Origin of the sequence: Enterococcus sp. 4E1_DIV0656, from assembly GCF_002140695.1 — a bacterium.
Taxonomy (GTDB): domain Bacteria; phylum Bacillota; class Bacilli; order Lactobacillales; family Enterococcaceae; genus Enterococcus_D; species Enterococcus_D entomosocium.
This window is the reverse complement of sequence record NZ_NGLF01000001.1, coordinates 2,403,522-2,416,696: the sequence shown is the minus strand read 5'-3', so window position 1 is coordinate 2,416,696 and position 13,175 is coordinate 2,403,522. Positions and strand designations below refer to the sequence as shown.

The window sequence follows — 13,175 nt, the reverse complement described above, 5'->3', positions numbered from 1 at the left end:
CCGGCTGCTGCGTTTTATCCATAGATGATTTTCACGGAAAATTGTTCTGCCACACCTTGGAAAGACACATTGGCTTGCAACTTTTTTTGTGCTTGCAATGCGGCTTCAATGGCACGATTGATCTCTTTTCCCCATAAACCTTGCCCCAACAATCGATCCCGCTCCTCTTGAAAGTAAAATAACAAGAGCAAAAAGATTTCTGATTGCTGATTTTTTTCTTTTGCTAGACCCAATAATTTTTTCTGAACAAAAATAAATGCTTGCGGGTCTTTCTTCAAAAGGTAATTCACCCAACGCTTAACAGCATCCTTAGTTTCATTAAACCATTCATCTTGCGAGATTTCAACTGCTTTATGATAACTATTGGTCAAGTGGCTTAGAAGTCGGCTTGTCTCTTTAGAAAGTCCCTCTTCTTGTAACTTTTCTTGCAGTTTTTCTTTTGACAAAGGAGAGAAATGAATGATCTGACAGCGAGACTGGATGGTTGGCAAAATACGACCAAGGCTCTCCGTTTCTAAGATCGCCAGAAAGTTTCCCACTGGTTCTTCTAAAAACTTTAGTAAACTGTTGGCAGCGCTGTTGTTCATTTTGTCAGCTTGAGACAAAATAAAGATTTTCAAACGGCTTTCAAAGCCGCTTTTTGAGAACTCCTCTTGCAGCTGTCGAATCTGGTCGACTTTGATCATCTGCCCATCAGGTTCAATTTGGATAACGTCAGGATGCTCTCCTTGGGCGATCCGTAGACAATTGCTGCATGCACCACATGGCGCTTCTTCTTGTACATTGGCACAAAAAAGGCGTTTTGCGAGCCATAGACTTAGTTCATGCTTGCCAGTCCCCTTGTCCCCTTCAAAAAGATAAGCATGAGCAATGCGCCCATGCTTGATACTTTTTTTTAGTTGGGCAAAAACAAGAGGCTGGTATTCTTGTAGAAATAACTCCTCCATGAAATGCTCCTTTTTTAATATTGATGGAATCCGTCAACTGGCAGCACGAATACGGTGGCGCCACCGACTTCGACTTCGACTGGATAAGGAACTTGACCATCTAAGGATATATCTAGTGACATCGGTGTCGAGACATATTGCTTTCTTGATTGACAGGTTTTTTTAATCAATTCTAACGCATCTTGCACACGGTCATCTTCAATACCAATGATAAACGTACTATTACCAGCCTTTAAAAAACCACCCGTTGATGACAATTTTGTAGCACGGATATTGGCATCAATAAACTCATTTGCCAAACGATTACTGTCTTTGTCTTGTACGATTGCCATAATTAATTTCATGGGACCATCTCCTTTGTGTTATCCAACCTACCCTAGATTGATTTGAAGTAAGCAGGATACGATTCAACGATTGCTGAATAGCTGGATTCAACAACTTCTTGTAACCCCATTCTAGCATCAATCTTATGAATGCGTACAGGATTTTCTTCCGCTAGCTTTAGATACGCATGACGAACCCGTTGATGAAACTCCAATCCTTCCGAATCTAGTCGGTCATATTGATGTGCACGATTTTCTTGGATGCGACGCAAGCCAGTATCAGAGTCAACATCTAGATACAAGGTAAAATCAGGGGTCGTTCCTTCCGTCGCAAACTCGTTGATCCGTGCGATCTCAGGAATCCCGATGCGACGTCCAGCTCCTTGATAGGCAAGCGAACTGTCAACAAAGCGGTCACAGATCACGATGTGTCCGGCGTTCAATGCCGGCAGGACAACCTCAATCAAGTGTTGGCGGCGTGCCGCTGCATAAAGTAAGGCTTCGGTCCGCTCATCCATTTCTTCATTTCGCGGATCTAAAATAATTTTACGAATTTTTTCAGCGATTTTAACTCCGCCAGGTTCTCTTGTTTTAACGATTTTTCTTGTTGCTTCAAGCTGTAACCGAGGATACAATTCTTCGATCACACTGGTTTTTCCAGCACCATCCGGTCCTTCGATGGTTATAAACAATCCATTCACCCTAATTGCCTCCAATATCTTTATAATTCTCGGCGACCTTCTACTGCTTTTAGCAAGGTCACTTCATCCGCGTATTCAATATCACTGCCCACAGATAAGCCATGAGCCAAACGCGTGACTTTAATACCGGCAGGCTTGATCAAACGCGACATATACATCGCCGTCGCTTCGCCTTCCGTGGTCGCATTGGTCGCAATGATCACTTCTTTGACCTGATCATCATGCAGCCGCTGTATCAGGGATGCAATGTTGATATCTTCTGGACCTGTCCCTTCCATCGGGGATAACACGCCATGCAGCACATGATAAAGTCCATGATACTCGCGGACTTTTTCTAATGCCATGACATCTTTAGGCTCTTCAACTACTAAAATCGTTTCTTTGTCTCTTGTGGGATCACTGCAGATTTCACAAGGATCTTCTTCCGTTATATTTCCGCAAATACTGCAAAAGTGCAAATCTCGTTTAACACTAAGCAACGATTTAGCAAACTCATTGACGACTTCTTCTTTCATATCAATCGTATAAAATGCCAAACGTGTTGCGGTTTTTTGTCCAATTCCCGGCAGTTTCATGTAACTGTCGATCAATCGGGCGATCGGTTCAGGATATTGCACCGTCATTTCTCCTTTTATAGACCCGGAATGTTTCTTGTATATTTGCCCATTGTTTGTTCCGATTCTTTTTCAATTTTCTTTAATCCGTCATTGATGGCTAAAATGATCATATCTTGCAGCATTTCCACATCGTCAGCATCAACGATTGCTTCATTGATAGCAATGTCTTGTAACGTCTTATCGCCAGTAAAGGTCGCTTTGACATAGCCATTTGTCGATTCGCCGATAAATTCTTTGCTGTTTAGTGCTTCTTGTTCTTTCATCATTTCTTTTTGCATTTTTTGCATTTGTTTCATCATGCCTTGCATATTTCCCATGCCTCGCATCATTATTCATCACTCCATGTTCATTAATTTTCTTCAATGCTGGTTAATTCACCAAATAACTCTTGCGCTTTTGTTACTAAGTCGTCATTTTCTGGTTCGACAGGAGCGGCTTCGGTCTCTTCTTGCTCTACTTCAATTTCTGACTCTTCCGTTGCTTGACCGCCAGCCAAAAACTCTTGTCGTAGCGTCGGCCAACTTTCTTTTGTAATAAAGACAGCCTGTGGGGCGTAGTCTTTGATCATACGGGACAATTGATTATGGATCATCAATTGAAACTCTTGGTCGTTACTTGCTCGCTGACATAAGATCTCATAGTCAAAAGCGATCACGACGCCCGATTCGCTGGCAGCTTTTGCTTCACTGGAGTGCAGCATAGCTCTTTGCGTCACGGAAAGAGACATCAAAAGATCGTCCCAAACATTACGAACATTTGCCAAGTCTTTCTTCGTTGCACTTTTCAGCACTTGGAACACGCGTTCCTTTGGTAAACGGAACGTAGTGGTCGCCTTGGTTTTCTTCACTGGCGCGGTGGTTTCAGCAACGGCACCCGTCGGTCGATTCTCTTGCAGTCGTTGCACCTCTGCCTGAAGTTTTTGCAGTGCTTGACGTAACTGCGCCACTTCTTGACTATTGTCAGCTGAATTGCTGGCAACAGCAGCACTTTCTGGATCATTGGCTAATTTGACCACAGCCACTTCCAAATAGATCGTAGGATTGTTCGTAAATCGTACTTCATTTTGCGTATCGTTTAAGACCGTGATCCAGTGATAGATTTTTGCTGGCGGGGTAATCTTTGCCAGTGTTTGAAACGCTTCAGTCAACTGCAGAGACTTTTCAGATAGCAGCTGCGGCGCTTGTTGATACATCAGCAAGTCTCGACAATAAACCAACAAGTTTTCCAATAAACGGCGGGCTTCTTTACCAGAGGCTAATAACTCCCGCAAGGTCGCTAACGCATCGGCAACTTCTTTTTCCCCACAAGCCTGCATCAGACGGTCCATCATTTCATAGGACAAGCTGCCCGTCACTTCTAAAGCATCTTGGGTCGTTACGGTTCCATCACTAAAAGCGATCGCCTGGTCGGTGATACTCAAGGCATCCCGCATACCGCCTTCTGCGGCTCGCGCAATGATCTGTAAAGCTTCTGCTTCGTAATTGATCTCGCTAGTAGTAAGGACCGTTTCCAAATGACCCACGATGTCTTGCGTATTGATCCGTTTGAAATCAAATCGTTGGGTTCGGGAAATAATCGTTGCTGGAATCTTATGGGGCTCTGTTGTTGCCAAAATAAAGACAACATTTTTCCGTGGTTCTTCCAATGTTTTTAGTAATGCATTAAATGCGCCTGTTGACAGCATGTGCACTTCATCAATGATATAAACTTTGTATTCTGCTTGGGTCGGTGCATAGTTCGCACGATCACGAATAAAGCGAATTTCTTCTACACCGTTGTTACTTGCCGCATCGATTTCGATCACGTCTTCTTGCGTTCCTGCTGTGATTGAGCGACACATGTCACACTCATTGCAAGGCTCGCCATTGACTTGGTTCGGACAATTGATGGCTTTGGCAAAAATTTTCGCTGCACTTGTTTTCCCGGTTCCTCGAGGGCCCGTAAACAAGTAAGCATGCGAGATTTGATTTTGATCGATTGCATTTTTTAAGGTTTGGGTAATTGCTTTTTGTCCGACAACATCATCAAAACGCTGAGAACGCCAAACACGATATAATGCTTGATAGGCCATAGTTTTCCACACTCATTTCAAAATTCGCTACCTTCTATTATACGTAATATCAGCTAAAAAAACCACCGTTTGCGTGGTGGAATCTCAAAAGAAATGGAAATTTAATTCGAAGAGCCATTCCGCGCGCTTTCACTCACTATATCCTTTTATTCCTCCCTATTTTCAAGAAAAAAGACCATTCCTCTTCTCCAACTTTAGACTGATAACGTAAATCTCACCTCCTATGGTATAATGAATCTACGTTCATCTATTGTGATGAAAACAATTTAAAGGAGGACTGAAAATGGGTATTATCAAAGCGGCAACAAGCGCAATTGGCGGCGGATTAGCAGATCAATGGCTAGAGGTGATCGAGCCTGACAATATGAGCGATTCGACAGTAATGACAAAAGGTGTCAAAGTGCGGCGTAATGACAAACGCGGTTCTAACAGAAAAGGCACGGAAGATGTCATCACTGATGGGTCAGTGATCCATGTCTATCCGAATATGATGATGTTATTGGTTGATGGCGGGCGAATCATCGATTATACCGCTGAAGAAGGCTACTATACCGTCAAAAATGAATTAGCGCCTTCGATGTTGAATGGTTCATTGAAAGATGCGATTTCTGAAACCTTCGACCGCTTTAAGTTTGGCGGCGTTACACCACAAAAACAACAAGTTTTTTATATCAATCTTCAAGAAATCAAAGGAATTCGCTTCGGTACTTCATCGCCTTTGAACTATTTTGACAACTTTTATAACGCAGAACTATTCTTACGGGCGCACGGAAACTATTCCTTACGAATTACCGATCCAATTTTATTCTATACGAATGCGATCCCAAAAAACAAAAGTCAAGTCGATATCAACGACATCAATGAGCAGTACTTAGCTGAATTTTTGACCGCCCTACAAACAGCGATCAACAAAATGTCCGCTGATGGCGAACGAATTTCTTACGTTCCATCTAAGAGCATGGAATTAAGCAAATATATGGGAACAGTTCTTGATGACAGCTGGCGAGAACTCCGCGGCATGGAAATCGTTTCTGTTGCCGTAGCGAGCATCTCTTATACGGATGATTCCGTAAAACTGATCAACATGCGGAACCAAGGGGCAATGTTAGGCGACCCTTCGATTCGTGAAGGCTATGTTCAAGGTTCGGTTGCTCGTGGTATGGAATCTGCCGGTAGCAATGCCGCTGGGGCTACGACTGGGTTTGTTGGCATGGGCATGGGGATGAACGCTGGCGGCGGTTATTTGAACCAAGCGTCTCAAAACAACCAGCAGCAGATGCAGCAGCAACAGGCTTCCGCACAAAACAGCGCAGATCATTGGGACTGTCCACAATGCGGCACCTCTAATACTGGTAAATTCTGCAGCAATTGCGGGACGCCAAAACCAACGAGCGATGGACCAAGCCTGAAAATGAAATGCAGCGATTGTGGTGAAGTGATCGATTTAGCCAACGGCATTCCAAAATTCTGTCCGAATTGCGGCAAACCTTTCAAAGGTGTCCCAGTAGACTAATTGAGGAGGATTGCTGATGGATGTTATCACACATAAGTGCCCCAATTGTGGTGGCGCTTTAACCTTTGATCCTGGCGATCAAAAATTTCATTGTCCATTTTGTCTGAGTATTTTTACTGAAGACGAAGTCACTGCCTTTGAAGAAAAGCAAAAAGAAGCGCAGATGGCCGATACTCCTGTCTCAGATCCTTCTGCAGCGACCGAGACCGAACCGTCCCTTCAAGAAGAAGTTAGAGAGCAAGCCGATGCACAAGCGGGGCAGATGGACCTTTTCACCTGCCCCAGCTGCGGTGCTGAAATCGTGACGGATGCGACTACAGCCGCAACCTATTGCTACTTTTGCCATAATCCGGTCGTTTTGTCGGGACGGCTTTCAGGAGAATTTTTACCTAACAAAGTCCTCCCTTTTGCCATCGAAAAGGAAGAAGCAACTGCGAAATTCTTAGAATGGGCGCAAAAGAAAAAATTTGTGCCACGGGATTTCTTCGATCAAGCACAAGTAGAGAAATTGACTGGTGTGTACTTCCCTTATTGGGTCGTCGATGCTGAGATGAATGGCTTGCTTTCAGGTATGGGTACCTCTTTGCGTATTTGGCGCGTTGGTGATATTGAATATACTGAGCACAAACAATACGATGTCTTGCGACGAGGAAAAATCAAGGTGAATGAATTGCTCAAGCATGCGCTGTCAAAAAACGTTCAGCAAAAAATGGTGACTGGCGTTCAGCCGTTTCCCCTTGAAAAAGCTGTTAATTTTCGCAGTCAGTATTTAGCCGGCTTCCAAGCAGAAAAAAGAGACATTGAATACATTGATCTTTCTGACGAAGTCAAAAACGAATTATCGGGTTATGCTGAAAATCTGCTAGCAGGTACCGTCAATGGCTATACTAGTTTTAAACGCAACAATCGTTCCATCAATCTAACAAAAGAAGAAAACAACTACGTTTTGCTTCCTGTATGGCTAGTGACCTATCGAGCCGATGATGAAAACAAGAGTGCCTTTTATTATGCGATGAATGGGCAAACCGGAAAAGTCAGCGGTGTTTTACCGATTAGTTACAAGCGCTTGGGAATCGTCAGTGGCGCAATTTTCGCGGCAACGACCATCCTCGCATTGATTGGAGCGTATTTCTTATGAAAAAACTATCTTATTTGTTGTTACTGCTGGTTGGCTTTTTCTTAACCGCCCTGCCCGCCTTCGCAGCCGAAGAGACAGTCGCAGACCACGCTGGACTCTTTACCGAACAAGAGATCCAGAAGTTGAACGAAGAAGCAGAAGCGCTGAATGCAAAGATCAAAGGCGAAGTTTTTATTCAAACAACAAACAGCAATACGGGAGATATCGAGTTGTACACTGATCGATATCTTTCAAGACGGATCGGCAACGACAACAACGGTTCGGCATTGGTGATCGATATGGCGCAACGGAAATTTCACGTTTCGACTTCCGGAAATATGATCGATTATCTTACCGATTCACGTCTAGATAAGCTACTTGATGCGGTATTTGACCAGATGGCAGAGGGAAATTATTATCAAGCTGCATTGGTCTATCTGCAAAAAGCAGAGGGTTTTGTGGAAGCAGGTGTTCCTGCCGATCATTATCGTATCGATCGTGATACCGGAAAAATTACTTATTACAAAGTGATAACGCCACTAGAAATTGCTATTTGCTTAGCGATCGCGGCAGTGATCAGTATCGCTTTTTTCATCATTGTTAAATCCCGTTACCAATTAAAAATGGGCGGCTACAAATTTAACTATCTAGAAAAATCAAGTATTGATCTGACCCAAAAAGAAGATCGCTTAGTCAATTCCTTTGTCACAACCAGACGCATCCCCCGTCCTTCGAATAATGGTGGAGGCGGTGGTGGCGGTTTTTCTGGCGGCGGCGGTGGCAGTACGACCCACTCTTCTGGTGGCGGAACATTCGGCGGCGGCGGACGCAGCTTTTAATTTTTCAAGAGTTCCTTTAATCAGGAACTCTTTTTTTGTTGACATTTTTCATAAAAACATCTACTATTTAGGAAAATATAGGAAATGAGTTGATTTTATGTTTGAAATTATTAGAAACAATAAACTTTTTATCAGTTTGAGTAGTTTGCTAGTTTTTTTGACTGTCCTGACAAACCTCGCTTTCCCTTTGCTTCTACAAGAAGATCACGCACTGCGCTTTGATCATCTCGTCGGCTTATTAGCGTTCATATTAAGTATCACTTATTGCGCGCAATTCTTATTGATTGTGATGAAAGAGCGCTATGCAGCTTCGATGAATGTTCGCCATCTCTTAGAATTGTTAAAAAAAATGAAAAGGAAGAGTTATGTAGAACTCTCTGAAAAGGAGCCCACTTATCTATTAAACCGCATCTTTGGCGTTGTTGATTCCTTATACTTGTTTATTTGCGGTAGTTTTAGCGAATCCATTCGCTGCTTTTTCTTATTGCTGATCCCACTTTTTTTGTGTTTCCAATTGCATTATTTACTGGGTTTCATTTTACTATCGCTATTTCCCATCAATGTTTTTGGGTTTCGATGGATCAATCAACAGTTGAGTATTAAGATGAAAAATATGCAAGAAGCATTTGCTCTTAGCAATAAGGAAATGTTAACAACATTGTCCCATATTGATACAATGAAGCAATGGAGTGACGCTGTTCTTGAGCAGCTGTTTTCCTCTCAATTGACATCGATGTATCAAACATTAGCAAACACCAATACTTTTGCCCAAACGACTAGTTTAGTCCTTAATGCGATCAATCAGATCGCCCAGATCGGCGTCTATTTGTTTATGATTCAAGGAATATTACAAGATGAACTGCCAACCTCTGCGTTGATTTTGATTGGCGTGCTATTACCCATTTACTTTTCTGCATTAAGTGGTTTAACGAAAATCAATCTTGATACAGCTACTCTGAGGACCAATCAACGTTTTGTTAACGAAGAATTGGCTGCTCCCGATGACCGCTGGAACCAAACGTGTGAAGCTACTCTGAGTCTTACTTTCGACCACCCTGTCGTATCCATTGGCAACCACAGCTTTTCCTTTCCCATTGAAGAAACCTTGAAACCTGGTGAACATATTTACTTGGCTGGCGCTTCAGGAAAAGGAAAATCAACGTTTTTAAAGGCAATTGCTGGCCTTTATCCATCAGAAGGAATTTCGCTTTCAACGAAGAGTAAACGCATCAAGCCAAGAAACCCTGAAACAGATAAAACCCTCTACCTTGCTCAAGACCCTACGATTCTCTCTCGGACAATTGAAGAAAATCTTGTATGGGGAAGAAAAATGACGAGAGAAGAAAAAATAATTATCGAAACCTCTGGTATTTTAGCGCCCATTTTTCAACAGCGCTCATGGACTAGCAGGCTTACGGAAAATGGTGCCGACTTGTCTGGAGGAGAAAAGCAAAGAATCGCTCTAGCTCGCATATTATTAAGTGATGCCGAAATCATTCTTTTAGACGAAGCTACCAGCAGCCTTGATGATGAAGCTGCCGAAAAGATTATGAAGTATTTAAAAAAACATGCAGAAAAACGCATTATCATCTATACTAGTCATAAGAAAGAGGAGCAACGCTTTTGTGATCGTACAATCGCTTTGTAGGAGGAACCGATGAAAGATTATTATACCGTTGAAGAAGTCGCTGAAAAACTGGGCGTAACGACTCGAACCATCCGAAATTATCAAAAGACCAACCAACTTAAAGGGACAAAAATTGGCGGGCAGTGGCGCTTTTCTTACAAAGATGTGGCTTCGTTGATGGGCGAACCATTTGAAGATCCCCTGCTTTCTTTTGCTTCAATACGTTCAGAAAAACAGATACCCGAAAGCTTACTTGCCATTGATTTCTTTATTGAATCAGAGGAATTGCTACAACAGCAAAAAAAAATCGTTATTGATGAGTTCAATGCACTTTACTCAGGGGAAAGTCGGCGTTTTTACTTTGAAAAAATCAACCCAACGATGGCACGATTTACATTGATCGGACCGTTGAAATATGTAACAACCTTTGGACAGTGGATCGAAACAATACTTTCTCTCCCAAAGTAATCATCTGAGCGCCTGCTTTGAATTTAAAAGAAGAGACCCAATTAGGAGAATGTCTAATCAGGTCTCTTCTTTCTTTTTTGGAAGGCTTGTTGCACTCAGATGATTTCCTTAAACACAGAGAAATCAATATTGCCGCCGGAGACCAATGCCACAGTTTTCTTTCCTCGAAGCAAATGATCGATCTGTCCGCTTAAAATCGCCGCCGTACTTAATGCACCAGCCCCTTCTGCGATAACTTTTTCCCTCAATGCTAAGTAATGGATCGCTTGTTCGATATCGGATTCTTCAACTAAGACCGTTTCATCGATACGGGTCTTTAAAACATCATAGGTCAGTTCCCCTGCCAATGCAACATCACAGCCATCGGCGATCGTTCTACTGCGGCGATTGGCTACTAGCTTTTGCTGCCAAAGTGAGGCGATCATGCCATAAACGCCATAGGATTGAACGCCGATGATTTTGACTTCTGGACGAAGTTCTTTTAAGGCTAAAGCAATCCCAGCAATCAACCCACCACCGCCGATGGGAATAATGACATTATCAACATCTGGAAGATCCTCCAACAGTTCGATCGCAATCGTTCCTTGTCCCTCCATTACTGCACGATCATCAAAGGGAGAGACAAATACTTCGCCACTATCTTTCATGGCGTCTAGTGTCAGTTGTTTGGTTTCATCAAACGTCTCTCCTGCTAAAACGACTTGTGCGCCATAACTTCTTGTCGCCTCTATTTTTGTTTTGGCAGCCGTTAATGGCATAAAGATTCGGACATTGATCCCCAGTAACGATCCGGCGAGAGCAACACCTTGCGCATGATTTCCTGCAGAACAGGCAATGACACCGCGAAGTTTTTCTACATCAGTCAATGACGCGAGTTTGTTATACGCCCCCCGCGCTTTAAAGGAGCCGGTACGCTGTAGATTTTCTAATTTCAAAAATATCGTGCCCTCTTTTTCTTTGCCTAAAATATTACTTGGTGCAAGTGGTGTATGGATCATGATTGGTTTCAATCGTCGATACGCAGCAGCGATCCCCAGACTGTCCGTCAACACTTCCTCAATCACAAACGTTCCCCCTTTTTTGTTTTTTTATACTCTCATTGAAGCACAGAACTTGTAGAAAAACAATCTGGGGAACTCGTACAAGCAAAGATCGGTTCCCCTTTCTTTACACGTCACTGTCACCAAATATTCTTACAGAAGAATTTTCAGAAAATAATGACATTTCTTTTCTGAAGTGCTATACTTAGAAAAATTAAAAAAGGGTGTGAACGAATGACAATCGATTGGTCAAATTTAGGGTTTTCTTATATCAAAACGCCATGGCGTTTTTTGGCAACATGGAAAGACGGTTCTTGGAATGAAGGCGAACTTACCGAGGATAATTATCTGTATATCCACGAGGGATCAACCGCTCTTCATTATGGACAGCAATGTTTTGAAGGACTAAAAGCCTACCGAAGAAAAGATGGCGGCATCAATTTGTTCCGTCCAGACGAAAATAGCAAACGGATGAACCGCAGTGCCTATCGCCTGCGTATGCCAGAGGTTCCTGAGGCCTTTTTCTTAGATGCGGTAAAACAAGTAGTAAAAGCAAATCAGGAATATGTTCCGCCTTATGGCAGCGGCGCCACCTTGTATATTCGTCCTCTATTGATTGGCGTCGGAGAAAATATCGGTGTAAGCCCAGCACCAGAGTATATTTTTACGGTTTTTTGTATGCCGGTCGGACCTTACTTTAAGGGCGGATTGACACCAACCAATTTCATTGTTTCTGATTATGATCGCGCGGCACCAAATGGTACTGGCGCAGCCAAAGTTGGTGGAAATTATGCGGCGAGTTTGTTACCTGGATACGAAGCCCATCAACGGAAATTTTCCGATTGCATCTACCTTGATCCAGAAACGCATACCAAAATCGAAGAAGTCGGTTCTGCCAACTTTTTCGGGATCACGGCTGCTAATGAATTTGTGACACCAAAATCTCCTTCTATTTTACCAAGTATCACAAAATATTCATTGCTGCATCTAGCGCAACATTCATTAGGATTGACCCCTGTGGAAGGTGATGTTTATCTCAATGAGCTGGATCGTTTTGTCGAAGCGGGTGCCTGCGGAACAGCTGCTGTTATTTCCCCGATCGGCGGGATCCAAAACGGCGAGGATTTCCATGTGTTCTATAGCGAAACGGAAGTTGGTCCACAAACAAAAGCATTGTATGACCAATTGACCGGCATTCAATTCGGCGATATTTCGGCACCAACCGGTTGGATCTTTGATGTTCCATTGGATTAAGCGAACCGGGCTACATCCTCTTCAACCGAACGATCACTACGGACCGTTCGGTTTTTCTCTTACTATCGATCAATTTATCATCACTGCATCAGAATTGATTGCCACAACTCTTTTGACTTGTTACAATCATAGCAAAGGGAGGCGTAATGATGGGCAAACGATTCGGCTATTCTTTGCTAGCAACAGCCTTGTATTTGGTGGTTTCCAATATTGGTAATCTCGTTTTTGGTATTAACCGCAGCTTTAGTTGGACCACAACGTTGTGGGAAGCATTTTTCTTTTTTATTTTCGTGTTCTTATTCCAACAATTTCGAAAAAAATAAGCAGCGATCCTCGCTCATAAAAAAACGAGGATCGCTGCTTATTACTTTTTAGGAATCTCAGCCTCTAACAAAAAAAGCGCCAAATCCCTTCATACAAAAGGATTTGACACTAAGAAAAATTATTTAACTGTATCTATATTCTAATTCTCTTGCTATCCTCCACTGACCCTATTGCCTGATATAATAATAAATGTGCAGAAAACTATCTTTCGACAATCTTTGACTAGCACTCATTTTTTAGGTCAATGTATGGTCAAATATCACTCTATATAATAGAAGGAAAATAACAAACACTACTCAATTTAACAATCTGTTCTCTTTACAAACCGAACATT

General features: G+C 42.6%; 14 protein-coding genes. 7 read left to right on the top strand and 7 right to left on the bottom strand.

The genetic code is table 11. From position 1 onward, the window contains the following. Window positions 1-14 precede the first annotated feature (14 nt). From holB to dnaX, 6 genes are read right to left on the bottom strand one after another with little or no spacing between them, the layout of a single operon-like run. Window positions 15-947 carry a DNA polymerase III subunit delta' gene (gene holB / locus A5882_RS11470; RefSeq protein ID WP_005236622.1) on the bottom strand — a complete coding sequence of 311 codons (933 nt, stop codon included), beginning with the start codon at window positions 945-947 and terminating at the stop codon, window positions 15-17. 14 nt (window positions 948-961) lie between these two features. Next, complete coding sequence (locus A5882_RS11465; protein WP_005229817.1) at window positions 962-1,291, bottom strand: cyclic-di-AMP receptor; 330 nt, start codon at window positions 1,289-1,291, stop codon at window positions 962-964. Between the two features lie 32 nt (window positions 1,292-1,323). After that, window positions 1,324-1,971 carry a dTMP kinase gene (gene tmk / locus A5882_RS11460; RefSeq protein ID WP_005229815.1) on the bottom strand — a complete coding sequence of 216 codons (648 nt, stop codon included), beginning with the start codon at window positions 1,969-1,971 and terminating at the stop codon, window positions 1,324-1,326. 20 nt (window positions 1,972-1,991) lie between these two features. Then, window positions 1,992-2,588: a recombination mediator RecR gene (gene recR / locus A5882_RS11455; protein WP_005229813.1), complete on the bottom strand. Its 597-nt coding sequence runs from the start codon at window positions 2,586-2,588 to the stop codon at window positions 1,992-1,994. Between the two features lie 14 nt (window positions 2,589-2,602). Continuing rightward, complete coding sequence (locus A5882_RS11450; RefSeq protein WP_005236633.1) at window positions 2,603-2,917, bottom strand: YbaB/EbfC family nucleoid-associated protein; 315 nt, start codon at window positions 2,915-2,917, stop codon at window positions 2,603-2,605. Between the two features lie 20 nt (window positions 2,918-2,937). Beyond that, entirely contained in the window at window positions 2,938-4,659 is a 1,722-nt protein-coding gene (gene dnaX / locus A5882_RS11445) for a DNA polymerase III subunit gamma/tau (RefSeq protein WP_016621226.1), read from the bottom strand. 283 nt (window positions 4,660-4,942) lie between these two features. Between dnaX and A5882_RS11440 the strand changes: the two genes are divergently transcribed. The 5 genes from A5882_RS11440 (at window position 4,943) to A5882_RS11420 (ending at window position 10,223) form a co-directional block, all read left to right on the top strand. After that, on the top strand, window positions 4,943-6,172 hold the full coding sequence (locus A5882_RS11440; RefSeq protein ID WP_016621227.1) for an SPFH domain-containing protein: 1,230 nt from the start codon (window positions 4,943-4,945) through the stop codon (window positions 6,170-6,172). Window positions 6,173-6,188: 16 nt separating this feature from the next. Continuing rightward, a complete protein-coding gene (locus A5882_RS11435; protein ID WP_086372798.1) occupies window positions 6,189-7,310 on the top strand; it encodes an ATP-binding protein in 1,122 nt (373 codons plus the stop codon). Continuing rightward, window positions 7,307-8,128 (top strand): TPM domain-containing protein, encoded by an 822-nt coding sequence (locus tag A5882_RS11430; RefSeq protein WP_005236637.1) that lies wholly within the window; start codon window positions 7,307-7,309, stop codon window positions 8,126-8,128. Before A5882_RS11435 ends, A5882_RS11430 begins: the two co-directional genes overlap by 4 nt. Before the next feature lie 97 nt (window positions 8,129-8,225). Beyond that, on the top strand, window positions 8,226-9,776 hold the full coding sequence (locus tag A5882_RS11425; RefSeq protein WP_086372797.1) for an ABC transporter ATP-binding protein: 1,551 nt from the start codon (window positions 8,226-8,228) through the stop codon (window positions 9,774-9,776). Between the two features lie 9 nt (window positions 9,777-9,785). Beyond that, the gene (locus A5882_RS11420) at window positions 9,786-10,223 is read left to right on the top strand and encodes a helix-turn-helix domain-containing protein (protein ID WP_005236643.1); all 438 of its coding nucleotides are present in this window, start codon (window positions 9,786-9,788) and stop codon (window positions 10,221-10,223) included. A 95-nt stretch (window positions 10,224-10,318) separates the two neighbouring features. On the opposite strand, the gene A5882_RS11415 is transcribed toward A5882_RS11420, so the two are convergent. Beyond that, entirely contained in the window at window positions 10,319-11,287 is a 969-nt protein-coding gene (locus A5882_RS11415) for a pyridoxal-phosphate dependent enzyme (RefSeq protein ID WP_086372796.1), read from the bottom strand. Between the two features lie 210 nt (window positions 11,288-11,497). On the opposite strand from A5882_RS11415, the gene A5882_RS11410 reads away from it, so the two are divergent. Beyond that, window positions 11,498-12,517 (top strand): branched-chain amino acid aminotransferase, encoded by a 1,020-nt coding sequence (locus A5882_RS11410; RefSeq protein ID WP_086372795.1) that lies wholly within the window; start codon window positions 11,498-11,500, stop codon window positions 12,515-12,517. A gap of 149 nt (window positions 12,518-12,666) precedes the next feature. Further along, entirely contained in the window at window positions 12,667-12,840 is a 174-nt protein-coding gene (locus A5882_RS19830; protein WP_005236653.1) for a hypothetical protein, read from the top strand. Window positions 12,841-13,175 lie beyond the last annotated feature (335 nt).

Excerpts from the sequence above, each read along its gene's own strand:
- holB (WP_005236622.1), bottom strand. The coding sequence starts at position 947 with ATGGAGGAGTTATTTCTACAAGAATACCAGCCTCTTGTTTTTGCCCAA.
- A5882_RS11465 (WP_005229817.1), bottom strand. The coding sequence starts at position 1,291 with ATGAAATTAATTATGGCAATCGTACAAGACAAAGACAGTAATCGTTTG.
- A5882_RS11450 (WP_005236633.1), bottom strand. The coding sequence starts at position 2,917 with ATGATGCGAGGCATGGGAAATATGCAAGGCATGATGAAACAAATGCAA.
- dnaX (WP_016621226.1), bottom strand. The coding sequence starts at position 4,659 with ATGGCCTATCAAGCATTATATCGTGTTTGGCGTTCTCAGCGTTTTGAT.
- A5882_RS11440 (WP_016621227.1), top strand. The coding sequence starts at position 4,943 with ATGGGTATTATCAAAGCGGCAACAAGCGCAATTGGCGGCGGATTAGCA.
- A5882_RS11435 (WP_086372798.1), top strand. The coding sequence starts at position 6,189 with ATGGATGTTATCACACATAAGTGCCCCAATTGTGGTGGCGCTTTAACC.
- A5882_RS11430 (WP_005236637.1), top strand. The coding sequence starts at position 7,307 with ATGAAAAAACTATCTTATTTGTTGTTACTGCTGGTTGGCTTTTTCTTA.
- A5882_RS11425 (WP_086372797.1), top strand. The coding sequence starts at position 8,226 with ATGTTTGAAATTATTAGAAACAATAAACTTTTTATCAGTTTGAGTAGT.
- A5882_RS11420 (WP_005236643.1), top strand. The coding sequence starts at position 9,786 with ATGAAAGATTATTATACCGTTGAAGAAGTCGCTGAAAAACTGGGCGTA.
- A5882_RS11410 (WP_086372795.1), top strand. The coding sequence starts at position 11,498 with ATGACAATCGATTGGTCAAATTTAGGGTTTTCTTATATCAAAACGCCA.
- A5882_RS19830 (WP_005236653.1), top strand. The coding sequence starts at position 12,667 with ATGGGCAAACGATTCGGCTATTCTTTGCTAGCAACAGCCTTGTATTTG.